The sequence below is a fragment of the Sulfitobacter sp. W074 genome (genome assembly GCF_025142275.1).
In the GTDB taxonomy this organism is placed as follows: domain Bacteria; phylum Pseudomonadota; class Alphaproteobacteria; order Rhodobacterales; family Rhodobacteraceae; genus Sulfitobacter; species Sulfitobacter profundi.
Map to the genome: position 1 here is coordinate 1,042,111 of NZ_CP081130.1, position 16,180 is coordinate 1,058,290.

General features: G+C 54.6%; 13 protein-coding genes and 1 pseudogene. 11 read left to right on the forward strand and 3 right to left on the reverse strand.

Annotated features, from left to right (window positions below; translation table 11 throughout):
- Positions 1 to 12: 12 nt before the first annotated feature.
- The 6 genes and pseudogenes from K3762_RS05165 (at position 13) to K3762_RS05190 (ending at position 5,925) form a co-directional block, all read left to right on the forward strand.
- Positions 13 to 666 (forward strand): GntR family transcriptional regulator, encoded by a 654-nt coding sequence (locus K3762_RS05165; RefSeq protein WP_260011987.1) that lies wholly within the window; start codon positions 13 to 15, stop codon positions 664 to 666.
- A 76-nt stretch (positions 667 to 742) separates the two neighbouring features.
- Positions 743 to 1,444, forward strand: a complete 702-nt coding sequence (locus K3762_RS05170; RefSeq protein WP_260011990.1) for an IS6 family transposase — start codon at positions 743 to 745, stop codon at positions 1,442 to 1,444.
- 55 nt (positions 1,445 to 1,499) lie between these two features.
- Positions 1,500 to 2,494: pseudogene (gene tnpC, locus K3762_RS05175) on the forward strand (IS66 family transposase); the annotation flags it as partial.
- Between the two features lie 85 nt (positions 2,495 to 2,579).
- Positions 2,580 to 2,831, forward strand: coding sequence for a hypothetical protein (locus K3762_RS05180; RefSeq protein ID WP_260011993.1), 252 nt, complete (start codon positions 2,580 to 2,582; stop codon positions 2,829 to 2,831).
- Between the two features lie 34 nt (positions 2,832 to 2,865).
- The gene (locus K3762_RS05185) at positions 2,866 to 4,620 is read left to right on the forward strand and encodes a thiamine pyrophosphate-binding protein (protein ID WP_260011996.1); all 1,755 of its coding nucleotides are present in this window, start codon (positions 2,866 to 2,868) and stop codon (positions 4,618 to 4,620) included.
- A 30-nt stretch (positions 4,621 to 4,650) separates the two neighbouring features.
- A complete protein-coding gene (locus K3762_RS05190) occupies positions 4,651 to 5,925 on the forward strand; it encodes an FAD-binding oxidoreductase (RefSeq protein WP_260011998.1) in 1,275 nt (424 codons plus the stop codon).
- A 7-nt stretch (positions 5,926 to 5,932) separates the two neighbouring features.
- Here the strand turns inward: K3762_RS05190 and K3762_RS05195 are convergent, their stop codons facing one another.
- Positions 5,933 to 6,844: a LysR substrate-binding domain-containing protein gene (locus tag K3762_RS05195; RefSeq protein WP_260012000.1), complete on the reverse strand. Its 912-nt coding sequence runs from the start codon at positions 6,842 to 6,844 to the stop codon at positions 5,933 to 5,935.
- 100 nt (positions 6,845 to 6,944) lie between these two features.
- Here K3762_RS05195 and K3762_RS05200 point away from each other — a divergent pair, with 100 nt between their 5' ends.
- Complete coding sequence (locus K3762_RS05200; protein WP_260012003.1) at positions 6,945 to 7,433, forward strand: Lrp/AsnC family transcriptional regulator; 489 nt, start codon at positions 6,945 to 6,947, stop codon at positions 7,431 to 7,433.
- 1 nt (position 7,434) lies between these two features.
- Here the strand turns inward: K3762_RS05200 and K3762_RS05205 are convergent, their stop codons facing one another.
- Positions 7,435 to 8,328, reverse strand: coding sequence for a LysR substrate-binding domain-containing protein (locus tag K3762_RS05205; RefSeq protein ID WP_260012005.1), 894 nt, complete (start codon positions 8,326 to 8,328; stop codon positions 7,435 to 7,437).
- A gap of 230 nt (positions 8,329 to 8,558) precedes the next feature.
- On the opposite strand from K3762_RS05205, the gene K3762_RS05210 reads away from it, so the two are divergent.
- The 4 genes from K3762_RS05210 to K3762_RS05225 are packed head-to-tail and all read left to right on the forward strand — an operon-like array spanning position 8,559 to position 15,455.
- Entirely contained in the window at positions 8,559 to 9,740 is a 1,182-nt protein-coding gene (locus K3762_RS05210; protein WP_260012006.1) for a pyridoxal phosphate-dependent aminotransferase, read from the forward strand.
- Between the two features lie 29 nt (positions 9,741 to 9,769).
- Positions 9,770 to 11,269, forward strand: a complete 1,500-nt coding sequence (locus K3762_RS05215) for an aldehyde dehydrogenase family protein (RefSeq protein WP_260012008.1) — start codon at positions 9,770 to 9,772, stop codon at positions 11,267 to 11,269.
- Between the two features lie 14 nt (positions 11,270 to 11,283).
- Positions 11,284 to 12,654 (forward strand): VOC family protein, encoded by a 1,371-nt coding sequence (locus tag K3762_RS05220; RefSeq protein ID WP_260012009.1) that lies wholly within the window; start codon positions 11,284 to 11,286, stop codon positions 12,652 to 12,654.
- Positions 12,654 to 15,455 carry an FAD-binding and (Fe-S)-binding domain-containing protein gene (locus tag K3762_RS05225; protein WP_260012012.1) on the forward strand — a complete coding sequence of 934 codons (2,802 nt, stop codon included), beginning with the start codon at positions 12,654 to 12,656 and terminating at the stop codon, positions 15,453 to 15,455. Before K3762_RS05220 ends, K3762_RS05225 begins: the two co-directional genes overlap by 1 nt.
- Here the strand turns inward: K3762_RS05225 and K3762_RS05230 are convergent.
- Positions 15,444 to 16,157: an aspartate/glutamate racemase family protein gene (locus K3762_RS05230; RefSeq protein ID WP_260012014.1), complete on the reverse strand. Its 714-nt coding sequence runs from the start codon at positions 16,155 to 16,157 to the stop codon at positions 15,444 to 15,446. The two genes, K3762_RS05225 and K3762_RS05230, sit on opposite strands and share 12 nt — an antisense overlap.
- Positions 16,158 to 16,180 lie beyond the last annotated feature (23 nt).

Below are 16,180 nucleotides of genomic sequence, written 5' to 3' on the forward strand. Positions count from 1 at the left end.
CGGAGAATAGAAATGCAAGACAGCCTTACGTCCGAATTGGAAAGCGACATCATTTTTGGACGTTACGCGCCGGGCTCGCGGATCATCGAAGATCGTGTCATGGAACATTATTCGGCCAAGCGACATGCCATCAGAAACGCGTTTGCTATCCTCGAAGCGCGCGGTCTTTTGGTTCGCCATCCTAATCGTGGCGTGGAAGTGGTGGACTTTACCCCGGATGAAGTTGATGCGCTTTATGATGTCCGCATCGTGCTTGAAACAGCCGCCTCAGAGCGTACCGCCCTGCCGTGCTCGCCTGATGTGTTGGCGCGGCTAAAAGATATCGCCAGCCGACATGAGAAAGCGGTGAAAATCAATGATGTCCAAGCCGTTTACTGGCTAAACCTGGAGTTTCACGAAGTACAATATTCCTGTTGCGATAATCCCCTCCTGGCCGAACTGATCAGCAATCATGCCCGCGTTGCACAACCGATCCGCGTCGTTAAATACGATGACACAGAGCACATGAAAACGATTGTGGCGCAACATTTGGCGATTCTCTCGGCGCTGTCCGGGACATCAAACCAAACGCTGGTCGATGCGGTTCGCGCCCACCTTCCCGCCTCGGCAGAAGCTTACAGAACTCTCTACAATCGCCGTTTCGGAGTGCGAACAGCAAAGTCATAAATAGGGGACTGATGGGTGTTGTCACGTTAACGGGCGTGAGGTTGCTGGTTCATTGATCTGGGCGTAGGCGGCATCGATGCAGACATTGAAAATCAACTACAAGCGCCACCGGTTTCCACCCCAGATCATTGCTCATGTTGTCTGGCTCTACGTCCGGTTCAACTTGAGCCTGCGCGAGGTCGAGGAGCTGATGCTGGAACGTGGCGTGGACGTTTCGTATGAAACGATCCGACGCTGGACCGTCAAGTTCGGCCCCCTGATCGCCCACGTTCTACGGCGACGGCAGCCGCGCCCTGGCGATGTCTGGCATCTGGACGAAGTCGTTGTGAAGATCGCGGGCCGGTCATACTGGCTGTGGCGCGCGGTTGATCAACACGGCGTCGTTCTTGAGGAAATCCTTCAATCGAGACGAGACAAGCGCGCCGCAAAGCGGCTTTTGCTCAAGCTGATAAAACGTTGGGGCTTCGTGCCCAAAAGGATCATTACGGACAAACTGCGCTCCTATGGTGCCGCCAAACGTGAGGTGACTCCCGGCCTTGAACATTGGTCACATAAGGGGCTCAATAACCGTGCCGAGAACAGCCATTTGCCTTTCCGAAAACGAGAGCGAGTAATGCAGGGCTTCCGATCACCGGGCGGACTGCAGCGGTTCGTCTCTATGCAGTCCGCAACCCGCAATCATTTCTCTGTCCCAGCCCGCCGTCGGTCCGCTCACACCATCCGCTACCATCGGCTCGAAGCTTTCGAGGCGTGGAAATCCGCGGCAACTGCCCCTTGAACAACGATCGGCATGCCAACTTGAAAAGTCGGCGAGTTAACGTGACAACACCGCTATCGCGCATGTGCTGGTCAGCAAATACGCCGACTATCTTCCGCTATATCGACAGAGCCAGATCCTTGGACGTTCCGGAGTTAACATCCATCGCGGCACGCTGGTCGACTGGGTCGGTGTCGCCGCGTTCCACCTCAGGCCCGTGGTCGACCGACTGGCCGAGCATCTGAAGGCGTCCACCAAGCTCTTCATGGACGAGACCACGGCGCCAGTGCTCGATCCCGGGCGCGGCCGGACCAAGACCGGCTACCTCTGGGCACTGGCCCGTGATGATCGGCGGTGGGGCGGCGCCGATCCGCCCGGCGTAGTCTTCACCTACGCTCCCGACCGCGCTGGTAAGAACACAGAACAGATACTGCAAGGTTTGATGGCACTCTGCAGATCGATGGCTATCAGGGCTACAACCGCCTGACGCGCCCCTCCCGCAAGAGCGGCGAACCAATCCGCGTGGCGTATTGCTGTGCGCACATACGTCGCAAGCTGAAGGAGGTGTTCGATCGCGGTGGATCCGAAATCGCGGCTGAAGGCCTGCGCCGTGTAGCTGAGATTTACGCCGTTGAAGCCGATATCCGCGGGTTACCTTCCGGCCCGCGTCTCTCTCCCCGTCAGACGCGGGCCGCTCCGCTGGTCTCTGCCTTCGGTGACTGGCTGCAGAAGCAACAACTGCGCGTCTCGGCTAAATCCCGGCTTGACGAAAAGCTTGCCTAGATCCACCGTCATTGGGATGGCCTGCAGACTTTCCTTCATGGCGGCCGCGTCGAAATCGCCTCCAACAGCGTCGAGAACATGATCCGCCCGATCGCGCTGAACAGGAAAAACGCCTTATTTGCGGGTCATGACGAGGGCGGAAAAGCTTGGGGCCGCATCGCTTTGCAGATTGAAACCGCCAAGATTAACGGCGTCGAACCCTTTGCCTACCTCAAGGCCATCGCATGCGGGCATCCCCAAAACCGTATCGACGAATTACTGCCTTGGAACTTCAATCCGTCAACGTGAAATCGACGTGCGGCTCAGCTGACGCTTACATTGATTACACGCCTGATGATGGAACATGCGGGCACGGCGGACAGGGAGAGCACCCATGAAGCATGACAAAATCGTTACGCAGCACTTCGAGCGCAAGGCGATCCTCTACGTCCGCCAGTCATCGGCCCATCAGGTCCTGCACTACCGAGAAAGCAGCACACTGCAATATGCAATGCGGGAGCGGCTGTCGGATTTGGGTTGGAGCAGGAGGTCTGATCATTTTCCTGTCAGCTCCGACAGTTCGACGGAAATGGAGACAGTTGCCGTCAATCTGAGTGTATTCGCGGGGGGCGGCACCAGATATTGAAGAAGCAACTCAGAACTCTTTAAAGGACAGGCTTGTGAACGGCGCAGATATTTTAGTCAAAATGCTTATCGGGTATGGCGTGGACACGGTGTTCGGCGTACCTGGGGACACCAACGTACCGTTCTATGAATCTCTTCAGATGCATGAAGATGAGATCACACATGTAATGGCGCGTGACGAACGTTCGGCGGGTTATATGGCTGACGCATATGGCCGTTTCACGGACCGCCCTGGGATCGTCGAATGCCCGTCGGGTGCGGGTGCGATGTACACCTTGCCGCCGATCGCAGAATCCAACGCCTCCAGCGTACCAGTCATTTTGCTGACCATTGATATTCCACTTCCGGGTGAAGGGCGTGGTGTTTTAACCGAACTGGACTGCGCAAAGCTATTCGAGCCTGTCACAAAGTTGTCCGTTCAAATTAAATCGGCCGACAAGCTGCCCGAAATCATCCGCCGTGCCTTCCGTGTAGCGTGCTCCGGAAAGCCAGGCGCGGTGCATTTGCAAATTCCTGAAGATATGCTTTTGGCGGAGGTCGACCTTGAGAAGGTTTCGCTTCACGTCGAGGAAGAATGCAAAACGTTCCCGGCATTTCCGACGCGCTCTGCCCCAGGGTTGGTTGAGGGGCTTATCGAAGCCCTGTCACAAGCTGAGCGTCCGCTGATCGTATCCGGAGGTGGTGTGATCCGCGCCTGCGCTGGAGATGACATCCTGGCGGTCGCTGAACGTATGAACATCCCCGTTTGCACCACGATGACAGGGCAGGGCACGATGCCTGACGATCACGACCTGTCGATCGGGGTGATTGGCGATAACGGGTATCACCCGCACGCAAATCGGTCGATGGAGGAAAGCGACTTTGTCCTTTTCGTAGGTTCGCGCATGGGGTCGGTGGTCACGATTGGGTGGACCTTCCCTAAGATCACCCTCAGCAAGCGAGTGGCACAGATCGATATTAACCCTGACATTATGGCGAATAACTATGAAAACGTGATGTCGATTGCCGGTGATGCCAAATTGGTTTTACGCGATCTTCTGGATGCGGTGCCGAACGATTTCGACGGGGCGAAGCACAAACCTTGGATCGATCATCTGAACTCGTTGCGTAGGAATTTCTGGGACAATGCGCAGGCGCTTCTTACAAACGAAAGCACACCGTTGCGCCCCGAGCGCGCTGTGCGTTGCTTTAACGAGGCGCTTGAGGCCTCTGGAAAGCCCGCGTTGATCTATTCTGATGCCGGCACCCCGACGCCGCATATGACCCGATTTTTAAAGATTAACGATCCCGCCACACGTTTCGCTATTCCACGTGCATTCGGTGGGCTGGGGTCAGCGCTGCCAGCGACAGTCGGTGCATGGCGTGCAGACCCGACGAAGCGGCCTATTGGCATGTTTGGAGATGGCTCCTTTGGGATGACAGTGGGGGAACTGGAAACTTTGGTCCGCCTGCAAATCCCTGCGATCCTGATCTTGTTTAACAACGGGCATTTCGGATGGATTAAAGGGTTGCATCGTTTGAAGGGACACAATCAGTGCTTCGGTGTCGACTTTACGCCACCGCGTGGACAGGCGATCGCTGAGGCATTCGACATGAAAGCATGGACGGCAAAGTCCGCTGAGCAACTCGATACGGCATTGGCGGAAGCCTTTGCATGGCGCAAAGGTCCGTGTTTTATCGATGTCCACGTCGAGTCCATCGCAGATCGGATCCCACCGGTTTATTCATGGCTGAACAAAAAGGGTGAAGACCCTCTCAGTCTTGAGGCCAAAGATGTCGCGTTCATTTAAGTACAGTGACCCGGTCATAGGAGTGATACGATGACTGAACAAAAGGTTGTTGTTTTAGGGGGCGGGATGGTTGGTGTCTGTACCGCCTTGGAGCTCCAGCGGCGCGGTGTGCAGGTAACCCTTGTGGATCGAAAAGCCCCAGGCTTAGAAACGTCTTACGGCAATGCAGGTGTTTTAGCGCGGTCATCGCTGGTCCCTATCAATAACCCGAGCCTTTGGGCGAATTTGCCCAAAATGATCGGGAATAAAGGCGCATCGCTACGCTATGATCCAATGTTTGTGGCCCGAAATTTGCTGTGGGCGATCCAGTTTTTGGTTAATGCTAGAACGTCGAAATGTGAAGAAACTGCAGGGGCGTTGAACGAGCTAATCACGCTCTCAATTGATACCCACTTGTCGTTGATGCACGAGCTTGGACTACGAGAACATTTGTCTGATCGCGGCTGGATGTTCCTTTACCGCAACGAAAAGGGGTTTGCCGCCGCGGCGGCAAACCAAGGTCTCATGAAACGCCACGGCGTTTCCTTTGAGACGCTTGATCCCGCAGAACTTACAGACCTTGAACCAGGTCTCAAGCCAATCTTTCACAAGAGCGTTTGGATCAAGGATAGCTATTCGATCAACAATCCGGGGGCCATCGTGGCCGCTTATGCCAATGCATTTGTCCAAGCAGGAGGCAGTATTCTACAGGCCGAGGCCACGGGTATGAGTGAGACAGAGGACGGTGTTAATTTACAGCTATCCGACGGAACTACGCTAACGTCTGAAAAGGTCGCGGTTTGCGCCGGGCCTTGGGCGAAAGACTTTCTCGAAAGATCGGGCTACAGTGTACGCATGGCGTTTGAGCGGGGATACCACCGGCATTTCACGGGTGGTGATTGCAAAACGTCGGCAAATACAACCCGGTTAAGTCGCCCCATCTGCGACACCTCAGGGGGATATGTGCTTGCGCCTATGCAAGCAGGTTTGCGTCTGACGTCCGGCGTGGAACTGGCAGATAATTCGGCTGCCCAAAGCACATCCCAAATCGAACAAGCTGAGCACGCAGCGCGGCAGGCTTTAGAGCTTGGCGACCGTGTCGACGATCAGACATGGCTTGGAAGTCGCCCTACGTTTCCTGATAGCCGTCCGACAATCGGCATGGCACCAGGATCGAAGCGGATCGCGTTGGGCATTGGGCATCAGCATATCGGCTTTATGTCTGGATCAGGCACAGGGCTAGTGCTCGCGGATGTGCTGACAAATCGGAAGTGTTCAATTGACGTACACCCATTTCGGGCTGAGCGTTTTATCCGCCGCGTTTAAAGGAGCCTCATTCTGAATTGTGGCGGATTTCTTTGCGCGCGACAGATTGTATCCAGTCGCGAAAGTCTAGAACGGGCTTGGAAACACCAAGTTTGAGTGGATACACTACGAAGTAGCTGAGCCCACTGGCAATGGCCCCACCCATAGGCATGTGCAAACTACCTGAAGCGATGTGATCCTCAATCATTAGTGACGGAACCACAGCGAGCCCGACGCCCGCTCGCGCGGCTTCAATAACCATACTGGTTTGTGCGAACCTTGGTCCCGAAATTGTATCGACGCGGTTTAACTCTTTTGCTTCAATCCATCGCAGCCAGCTATCGGGCCGGTGGGCATTCTGAATGAGCGGATAAGATGCATAGCTGCTGGGGCTAACAGTGTGACCAATGGGAATTAAACTAGGGGAGGCGACCACTGCGACCGTCTCACTCAGGAGGTGGTAGGCATGCGCGTCATCCCATGCCCCACGCCCGCGTAGCACAGCGACATCAACATCTTGCCAATCAGCGTCGAATTCGTTGCTTATGGGGACGACCGTGAAGTTGATTTCTGGAAATCGGGTGATGAATGTCTGAATTTTGGGCACTATCCACCTGCTGGCGAGACTGTCCTGAACGCCGATCTTGAGAGTGCCGCGCACGCTGCCGCCGCGGACTATATCGATAGAGGTCTCTTCAAGATCGTTCAGTATGCGGGTTACTTCGAGGACGTATTTTCGCCCTGCGTCCGTTAAGACCAATCGAGGTCCGATGCGCTCAAACACCTTAACGCCAAGGTGTTTTTCGAGCTGGCTCACTTGGCGACTAACTCCGCTTTGCGTCATGCCGAGATTTTCTGCGGCACGGGTGAAGCTTCGATAGGTTGCGGCTGCCTCAAAGGCGGTGAGAGCGGAGAGGGAGGGGATGAATCGACTCATCATGAATATTTGTCATGATAAACATATTTTTCAACACTTTTAGTATTAATGAATGCCGGTAAAAGTATGAGAAACAGAAAACCATGAGTTTAGGGGAACCGGTATGTCACAATTCACTCGAGATTCTATCGACCGGAACTTGATCGCGATCCTTCAAGAAGATGCTCGGCTTTCGACTTCTGAGATATCACGCCGACTTGGAATTGCGCGTTCCACGATCACCGAACGGATCGTGCGCCTAGAACTTGATGGCGTCATTTTGGGGTACACTGCGGTAGTGCGTCGTAGTGACGAAGCACAAGAGACGCAGGCGTTTGTGTCTTTGGAGTGCGATCGTGCGAAGCGGCGTCAAATTATTCAGACTCTTCGTCAGTACCCCGAGATTAAGCAATGCGTTTCAATCAGTGGTCAATTCGACATGATGTGTACCGCATTTGCTCCATGTGGTGAAGACATAGACGCCTTGATCGAGGAGCTAGCTGAAATACCTGGCGTCCGCAGCATAAGCACCACAGTTGTGCTTGCCAACAAATTTCAGCGCAACGCCGTTCCTGAACCGACGCCAGCGCGTGCGCTGTCAATAGCCAGCTAGGCTAAGTGCGTCTGACCACCTGATTGCGCAGCCATGCCACAAATGCCGAAACGATGGGCGCTGCAGGGCCCATCGGCGTGGCGATGAAATAGCTTTGGCCCGTGTCACTATTAATCGATGCGAGCTTGGCCAAACCATTACGGGCAAGCTCAGACTCGATTAAATAAGAGGGCAAGATCGCGGCCCCCATACCCGCCACCGCCGCTTCGATCAACAAGCTGAACTGGTCAAAGCTGCACCCATGACGGCTTATTTTTGATCCGACTTGAGTGGCAGCAAACTGGGGCCACAGATGGGGGCGCGCCGAAAGATGAAGTAACGGCATTTGCAGGATATCTGCGGACGTCGATGCAGCGTGCTGCGCCAATAAAGAAGGTGCTGCAACCACGACCAGATTTTCAGGGCACAATGGTGTCAATTGTGCCCCCGGCCAATCCCAGCCGCCAAAATGCACCGCAACATCAATCTTATTAGCGGTTAGGTCAAATGGTTCGGCCCGGCTGTAAACAGCGAGTTGCATACCCGGGTGCTGGGCTTGGAACGACGGTAACCGAGACACTAACCATCGTGCCGCAAACGTAGGAGGGGCCGCGATTGCCAGCGCTTTGGGGCCCGAACCAGCTATAATGGCGTGGTGAATGGTATGGCGTAAGCGATTTAGGTCCCCCGAAATCTCTTTCATCAGTGCATCGCCAGCTACAGTTAGGCGGACACCGCGACCTTCACGGTAAAATAGATTGGTTCCGATATGATCCTCAAGTTCTTTGACCTGTCGGCTCACAGCGCTTTGGGTCAAGCCTAACACTTCGGCAGCGGCTGTATAGCTTTGATACTTTGCAGCGGCCTCGAAACACCGCAGCACAGCAAGCGAGGGCAGTCGATCTTGTGAATTCACAGGTCCCACTCATTCATTTTGTGAACTTATATATGATAAAATCATGAGTTTTTTGCAGATGCAATTCTTGATTAGGTGAGGGCAGCAATTTTGGAGCGCCTAAATGAAAAGCATTGTCATTCTCGGGCCGGGTAAGGTTAGACCCTTAACTGGCGGGCTTCTGGGCTACACCGTTTTACAAGTAGCATACTTTCCTGCTGCACTTTTGAACAAAGTATATGGTGCGCGTGATGCTTGATCAAAATTCAGCGTTCCGCCGCTCGGTGCGTATAGCCGGAATCGAAATTTCCCAGATCGTCCAAATTTCGGAAGCAGCAGCCCAAATGCGAGCTGACGGACAGGATGTTGTGTCGCTGTCCACCGGTGCGCCCGATTTTCCAACGCCCGAGTTTGTCGTTGAGGCCGCGCACCAGGCTGCACTAAGTGGACAAACGGGCTATACCCCGACTGCAGGCACCAACGCCCTTCGGGATGCCGTAGCCAACGAATATAGCGTGGAACGCGGCGAGGTCATTATATCTACAGGGGCCAAACAGGTTTTGGCCAATGCCCTGCTCGCAACGTTGAATGCAGGCGACGAGGTGCTGATCCCGACCCCGTACTGGACATCATATTCCGACATTGTCTCAATGTCTGGAGGCGCCGTTGTGACAATCCCTTGTCCGATGGAGCAGGGGTTCAAATTGACGCCGGAGGCTTTAGAGGCAGCCATCACACCTAAAGCCCGTTGGCTGATGCTTAACTCCCCTTCTAACCCATCGGGGGCGATCTACTCAGCGGATGAAATTAAAGCATTGGCTGACGTCTTAGAGAAGCACCCTCATGTCTGGGTTTTGGCGGACGAAATCTACGAGCACCTAAGCTATGCTCCTTTCACCAGCTTTACGGCGGCGGCACCCGAATTGGCCAATCGCACGCTAGTTGTATCTGGCGTGTCTAAAGCCTGGGCCATGACGGGGTGGCGCATTGGTTGGGGAGTAGGTCCTAAACCTCTGATTGCTGCTATGGGTGCCGTGCAAGGTCAGGTGACATCAGGGACATGTTCCATCGCGCAGGCGGCAGCTCTGGCGGCTCTCTCCGGGGAACGTTCTGTCTTGGCCGAACGGTTGGCCCTTTTCGACAGGCGTCGCCAATTGGTGGTTGGGGCGTTGAACGCCATGACTGGCATCACATGTCCAGAACCCGACGGCGCCTTCTATGTGTTTCCAAACATCGAAGGCCTAATGACGCTGGGTGGTTTTACTACCTGTGGCGAGGCCTGCGATTGGATTCTAAAAGAGGCGCAAGTCGCGATCGTGCCTGGAGCCGCGTTTGGCCTCCCAGGGCACGCCCGTATTTCCTTCGCCTATAGCCTCGAAGATCTGACAGAGGGTCTGTCGCGTATTGCTGACGCCCTATCAAAGCTGCGCTAAAGCAGTCCAAACCGAACTGGAGACTTAAATTGGATCACGCAACCGTATTGAAAAACCTTAACTTCACCGATGCAGAACTGACTGGTGGCACGCTGACGGTTACCTCACCGATTGATGGTGCTGATGTTGCGCAACTGGTAGAGACGCCGGTGGCAGACATGTCCAAGATCATCGCGAAATCGCAGGACGCGTTCAAGAAATGGCGCGTACTTCCCGCGCCGCGCCGCGGTGAACTTGTTCGCTTGTTGGGCGAAGAACTGCGTGAATCAAAGGACGCACTTGGAGCACTTGTAACGCTTGAAGCTGGTAAGATCACGTCCGAAGGTTTGGGCGAAGTGCAAGAAATGATCGATATCTGTGATTTTGCCGTGGGCCAATCCCGCCAGCTTTACGGCCTGACAATCGCGTCTGAGCGTCCGGGTCACAAAATGACTGAGACATGGCACCCGATGGGGCCCGTTGGTGTAATCTCTGCGTTCAATTTCCCTGTTGCGGTTTGGTGCTGGAACACGGCGCTAGCGCTAGTTTGTGGTGATCCGGTGATCTGGAAACCTTCTGAAAAGACCCCGCTTACCGCAATGGCTTGCATGAAAATCCTAGAGCGTGCAATTGCGCGATTTGGTGCCGACGCTCCGAGTGGTTTGGTTCAGCTGGTTATCGGTGGTGCTGACGTCGGTGCCGCATTGGTGGACTCAAAGGACGTGCCTGTTCTGTCAGCAACAGGGTCAACTCGCATGGGCGCGATCGTGGGACCAAAGGTAGCGGCTCGCTGGGGACGTTCGATCCTTGAACTAGGGGGCAACAATGCAATGATCGTGGCGCCTTCTGCTGATCTGGATATGGCCGTGCGCGGGATCGTCTTCTCGGCGGTTGGGACGGCGGGCCAGCGTTGCACAACACTGCGTCGTTTGATCGTTCACAAATCCATCAAAGCAGATTTGGTCGAGAAGCTGAAATCTGCCTATACAAGCCTCCCGGTGGGCGACCCGCGCAAAGACGGCACGTTGATCGGCCCATTGGTCGATCAAGGAGCGCGTGCGTCCATGCAGGCGGCATTGAAAGCTGCGATCGCCGAGGGCGGTGTCGTTCATGGTGGCGAGGTTGTGACGAAAGATGTGCCTGCGGGCGCATATGCTGCCCCTGCGCTAGTGGAGATGCCGGGCCAAACTGAGACCGTCAAGACAGAAACCTTCGTGCCGATCTTGTATGTGATGGAATACGACACATTGGACGAGGCGATCCACCTTCAGAATGATGTGCCACAAGGTCTGTCATCTTGCATCTTCACGCTGAATGTGCGCGAAGCGGAAACATTCCTGTCTTCCATCGGATCTGATTGCGGCATCGCAAACGTTAATATCGGCCCCTCAGGCGCGGAAATTGGCGGCGCATTCGGCGGCGAAAAGGAAACCGGCGGTGGGCGCGAAAGCGGCTCTGATGCTTGGAAGGGTTACATGCGTCGCCAAACATCAACTGTTAACTACTCAGTCGAGCTGCCACTGGCGCAAGGTGTATCTTTTGATATCTGAAGGATGGTGAAGCGATGAAACACTTTAGCACATCCGATGAAATTCGGTCCCTGTTCTCAGAGGCGATGTCGGAAATGTATCGAGCTGAGGTGCCTCAATATGGCACGCTCGTTGATCTAGTACGGGAAGTGAATGCGGCGACGCTTAAGGCTGATCCCGAACTTCATGCGCAACTTGAAGCTGCGGGTGAGTTAGATCGTTTGGATGGTGAACGACACGGCGCTATCCGTTTGGGCACGGCTGAAGAACTCAGCCTTGTCCGTCGGATGTTCAACATAATGGGGATGGTGCCTGTGGGTTACTATGACCTGTCGGTGGCGGGGATCCCTGTGCATTCTACCGCCTTTCGCCCCGCCGATAATGCCGCTCTTAAGAAGAACCCTTTTCGAGTGTTTACGTCATTGCTCCGGTTGGACCTTGTTGAGGATCGCGAACTGGCGGCGAAGGCTGACTATATTCTATCGCTACGCCAAATCATAACGGAGGAAGCGAAGGCTTTAATTGAACTGGCAGAAGATCAGGGCGGGCTGACCGAAGGTCAGTCGCACAAGTTTGTACGAGAAGCATTGGAAACCTTCCGATGGCACTCTGGGGCTACGGTCTGCACCAACACATATGGTTCACTGGTGGAAGCTCATCGTCTTATTGCAGATGTCGTGAGCTTTAAGGGCCCGCACATCAACCACCTGACCCCGCGCACTTTGGACATTGACGCGGTTCAAGCCCAGATGCCAGCCCATGGTATCACACCTAAGGCAGTGATTGAGGGCCCGCCTCGCCGGAAAGCAGGTATCCTGTTGCGACAAACGTCGTTCAAAGCTCTAGAAGAGGAAGTAGTCTTCCAGGGGAAAACAGGCAGCCACACCGCACGGTTCGGTGAGATTGAGCAACGGGGCGTTGCCCTGACGCCTAAAGGCCGTGCGCTGTATGATAAGACTCTGACGGCGGCGCGTGCTGCTGCTGGAAAAACAGGCGCTGACGAATATGATAACGTTCTGAGAAAGGCGTTTGAGGCGTTCCCGGATGATCTAGATCATTTGCGTCGGGAAAAATTGGCATTCATTCAGTACCGCGTAACAGGTTCGGTCCGTTATGAAGCCGAGTCTGTGGATGATCTCGTCGCATCAGGTGCATTGGCCGCTGATCCTCAGGTTTATGAGGACTTCCTGCCAGTATCAGCGGCGGGTATCTTTCAGTCAAATCTTGGTGTAGAAGATCAGTCAAATTATAGCGCGAACGCGAACAAAGAGGCCTTTGAGGCGGCCTTGGGCGCGACCGTTATCGATGAAATGGCACTTTATGCGGAGGTTGAAGAGGCAAGTCTCGTGGCGGCTTTAACCGCACTGGGTCAGGAACACCTTATTAAAAAGCCATTGGCAGCTTGATGGGGGGCGAGGGAAGGGGCGAAAATAGTTTTGCGCGGTTCTGTGCAAAACTAGATACCCTCGGGTTTACCGGCGATATCGCCCGCGACATTGGTACCCGCACGGTGTTTGCGACTGATAACTCCGTTTATGAGCTGCCCCCGCAGGCAGTCGTTTTCCCGCGCGAACCGGATGACTTGAACCGCATCGCGACAGCAGCTTCGGCGTGTGGCGTGGCCATTACTGCCCGTGGTGGCGGCACTGGCACCAATGGGCAATCTCTCACCGGTGAAGTGTGCATTGAGTGTAGCCGCTACCTGACAAAAATCGAAGCGATCAATGTCACGGAAGGCTATGCCATCGTACAGCCCGGCGTAATCTTGGACCAGTTAAACCGTGCTGCTGGTGCGCATGGTTTGTTTTTCGCGCCGACAGTTTCAACTGCATCGCGCGCAACACTTGGCGGAATGGCTGCTACGGATGCATCGGGGAAAGGCTCCCGGGTGTATGGGCGCACCTCAGATCATGTCTTGGAAATGGACGTGGTTTTAGCTGATGGGCGTAACCTGAATACCTCTGTGTCAGGGCAGCTAGGAACAGACGTAACCGCAGTACTCACTCCCGAAAAAGAAGAGATCAAGCGGATTTTTCCAGCCATGAACCGTGGTTTGACTGGCTATAACCTGCAAGACGCGCTTCTCAGAGATGATGGTTTCGTCAAGCTGCTGTGTGGTTCGGAAGGCACGTTGGCTCTGACCAAGCGACTTAAGGTGCGCTTGCTGCCCAAACCCGCTGTACGAGCCCTTGCGGTGTTTGCCTATGGAGACATGATGGCAGCATTGCGCGATGTTCGACGTTTGGTGCAAGCGTATCCGGACGCGATTGAATTCATTGATGACAAGATCCTGTTTCTGGCTCAACAAGATCCCGTTTGGGACAGTGTCTCCAGAGTGTTGGAGGACCAGGGTGGCAATTCCGTGCAGGGATTGAATTTCGTTGAAATCAGTGGCGACACGAAAGCAGAGGTCGACTCAACTTTGGAGCGGCTACATGCGCTTGGAAATGCGCCTGTCGAATTAGTTCATTGCCGTGTGGTAACGGATCCGGCGATCATCGCGGAGCTTTGGCAAGTCAGATCAAAATGCGTCGGATTGTTGGGTCGAATGGACACAACTCGCCAAGGAACTGCTTTTGTGGAAGATGCGGCCGTTCCACCTGAAAGGTTGCCCGATTTTGTTGAAGGGTTCCGTTCGATCCTGGATTGCGAGGGCCTGCAATACGGTATGTTCGGACACGCGGATGTGGGGTGTGTGCATGTCCGACCTGCGCTAGATATGCGCTTGCCGGGGGACGCCGCTATTATCCGGCGTGTGTCTGATCAGGTGAACGCACTGGCACTTGCGCATGGCGGCTTGATCTGGGGCGAGCACGGTAAAGGGTTTCGCGGTGAGTACGGTCGTGAAGTCTTTGGACCGCGCCTTTATGGGGTAATGTGTCAGATTAAGGCGATGTTTGACCCAGAGGGCCTTCTAAACCCCGGTAAAATCGCAGTGCCGAACCGACACCAGGCCCTTACGGCGCTGGACGAAGTTCCGTTTCGTGGCCCGCTGGATGCTCAAATTTCGCCGGTCCTGAGCCAAGATTATTCAGGGGCGATTAAATGTAACGGCAACGGGCAATGTATGGGGCAGGACTTTGATGAGGCCATGTGTCCGTCCTATAAGGCGACAGGCGATCGAACGCGCAGTCCGAAAGGGCGTGCCGCAATGTTGCGGCAGTGGTCGCGGCTACAATCGCAGGGTGCTCCGTCACATGATTTGTCCGCGCTTGAGGCAACATTGCACGACAGCTTGTCGGATTGTTTGGGGTGTAAAGCTTGCGCGTCCCAGTGCCCGATCAAGGTTGATATTCCGCAAATGCGTAGCCGTTTCTACGCCAGCTACTATGCCCGCCACCGTCGTCCCCTGTTGCACCATTTGTTGACCATCCTAGAATCCATCGGGCCCATCTTGCGCATGATGCCGATGGCGGCGAACTTGGGGATGAGTGTGGGCGCCCCCGTTTTGCGTCGTTTGGGTTTGGTTGATCTTCCAAATGTTCGCCCGTTACGGAATTCACCGGGTTCTACTGGAAAGATTGTTTTGATTGCGGATAGCTTCCTAGCTACCTTTGATGGGCAGGTTTTGGATGCTGCTAAAGATGTCCTGAAGATATATGGTTGCGACGTGTCAGTGTCTGAGCCAATGGCAACTGGCAAGCCAGCTCATGTGGTTGGGGTAACTGCCGCTTTTGAACGCGCGGCGTCGAAAACACTGCGCAGGCTGCATGATTTTGCTGAAGGTGGTGCGCAGTTGGTGGCCATTGAGCCGTCGTTTCTATCTATGTTTTCGAACGAATATGCCGACCTCGGACTAGACGTGCCAAACGTCACTTCTTTAGATCGTCTTCTGCTCGAGGTGGGATCGGGCACATGCGATGATTTCGATGCTGTTGAATTCACGCTTTTTAACCACTGCACTGAGATTTCTGCTGACCCTAAGGTCGGCGCTAGGTGGAAAGAAATTTTCCGCCGACATGGTTTGCGGTTAGGGGCCACGAAAACGGGGTGCTGCGGCATGGCGGGCACATTTGGACATGAGGCTGCAAAGGTAGAGATGTCAAAGGCACTGTTCGATATGTCTTGGAAAGCAAAGATCGCGGCTGCGAAAGGACCCGTTCTGGCCACCGGGTTTTCGTGCCGCTGTCAAGTGAAGCGCTTTTCTGGGAAGAGCATAGTGCATCCGATTGAGGCGTTGCGCGCTGCACTTGTGTCACGCAGTTGATCCACTTGCGGCCATCATCCAGAGAGCAGCGTCCAGTAGATGATAAACAGGTCGTCCCGTCGCCGACTTAATTGCCTCAGCATAGGGTGGCAAGTTCCCGCATTCGAGTAAAATAGCTCCGACGTCAGGCGCTGCCCTAACAAGGTGAATTGCTTGCTCGACGACAGCCCTCTCCATCGCAGTGCGATCGAACTCGACAACCTGCTGGTCGCGTCGTGCAAGGAAGGCATTGGCAAAAAGGGGCGCGCTCTCCATCCCCTGGATTACGACGTCTTCCGGGCTGATTCGCGCCGCTACGAGAGCCGCAGAGCCAAGCGCTCCACCCGATGCGGTAAGAATGCCAATGCGCGTTGCAGCGACGGCCTGCACAGTAGGCAACATAGAAAGTGCTGACAACATCACAGGAATCTTCACTTTTGACGCAATGCGTGATTGCGCGGTTATGAGAAAGCCGCAGGTAGATACGATTGCATTTGCCCCGTTCGCCTGGAGCTCAAGCGCGGCCAGTTCGAAAGCGTGTAAAAGAGATTCTTCGGGAAGCCCGTCTTTGACGATTTTTGTCGCGTCAGCTCCGCAGACGACTTTGACGCTCGTCTCAAATGGATAACTGACTGGGTTTCCAACATCCCCCAAAATGCGCGGAAACTGCGTGTCCAAAGACAGAATTCCGAGATGCCGATTTTTCCTTTTTGCTGAGGTCATCAGAAATTCCCCTGTTCTAGGCA

What these genes read in the sequence shown, in the direction of transcription:
- K3762_RS05165 (WP_260011987.1), top strand. Translation starts at nt 13, where the DNA reads ATGCAAGACAGCCTTACGTCCGAATTGGAAAGCGACATCATTTTTGGA.
- K3762_RS05225 (WP_260012012.1), top strand. Translation starts at nt 12,654, where the DNA reads ATGGGGGGCGAGGGAAGGGGCGAAAATAGTTTTGCGCGGTTCTGTGCA.
- K3762_RS05210 (WP_260012006.1), top strand. Translation starts at nt 8,559, where the DNA reads ATGCTTGATCAAAATTCAGCGTTCCGCCGCTCGGTGCGTATAGCCGGA.
- K3762_RS05170 (WP_260011990.1), top strand. Translation starts at nt 743, where the DNA reads ATGCAGACATTGAAAATCAACTACAAGCGCCACCGGTTTCCACCCCAG.
- K3762_RS05195 (WP_260012000.1), bottom strand. Translation starts at nt 6,844, where the DNA reads ATGATGAGTCGATTCATCCCCTCCCTCTCCGCTCTCACCGCCTTTGAG.
- K3762_RS05200 (WP_260012003.1), top strand. Translation starts at nt 6,945, where the DNA reads ATGTCACAATTCACTCGAGATTCTATCGACCGGAACTTGATCGCGATC.
- K3762_RS05180 (WP_260011993.1), top strand. Translation starts at nt 2,580, where the DNA reads ATGAAGCATGACAAAATCGTTACGCAGCACTTCGAGCGCAAGGCGATC.
- K3762_RS05230 (WP_260012014.1), bottom strand. Translation starts at nt 16,157, where the DNA reads ATGACCTCAGCAAAAAGGAAAAATCGGCATCTCGGAATTCTGTCTTTG.
- K3762_RS05190 (WP_260011998.1), top strand. Translation starts at nt 4,651, where the DNA reads ATGACTGAACAAAAGGTTGTTGTTTTAGGGGGCGGGATGGTTGGTGTC.
- K3762_RS05220 (WP_260012009.1), top strand. Translation starts at nt 11,284, where the DNA reads ATGAAACACTTTAGCACATCCGATGAAATTCGGTCCCTGTTCTCAGAG.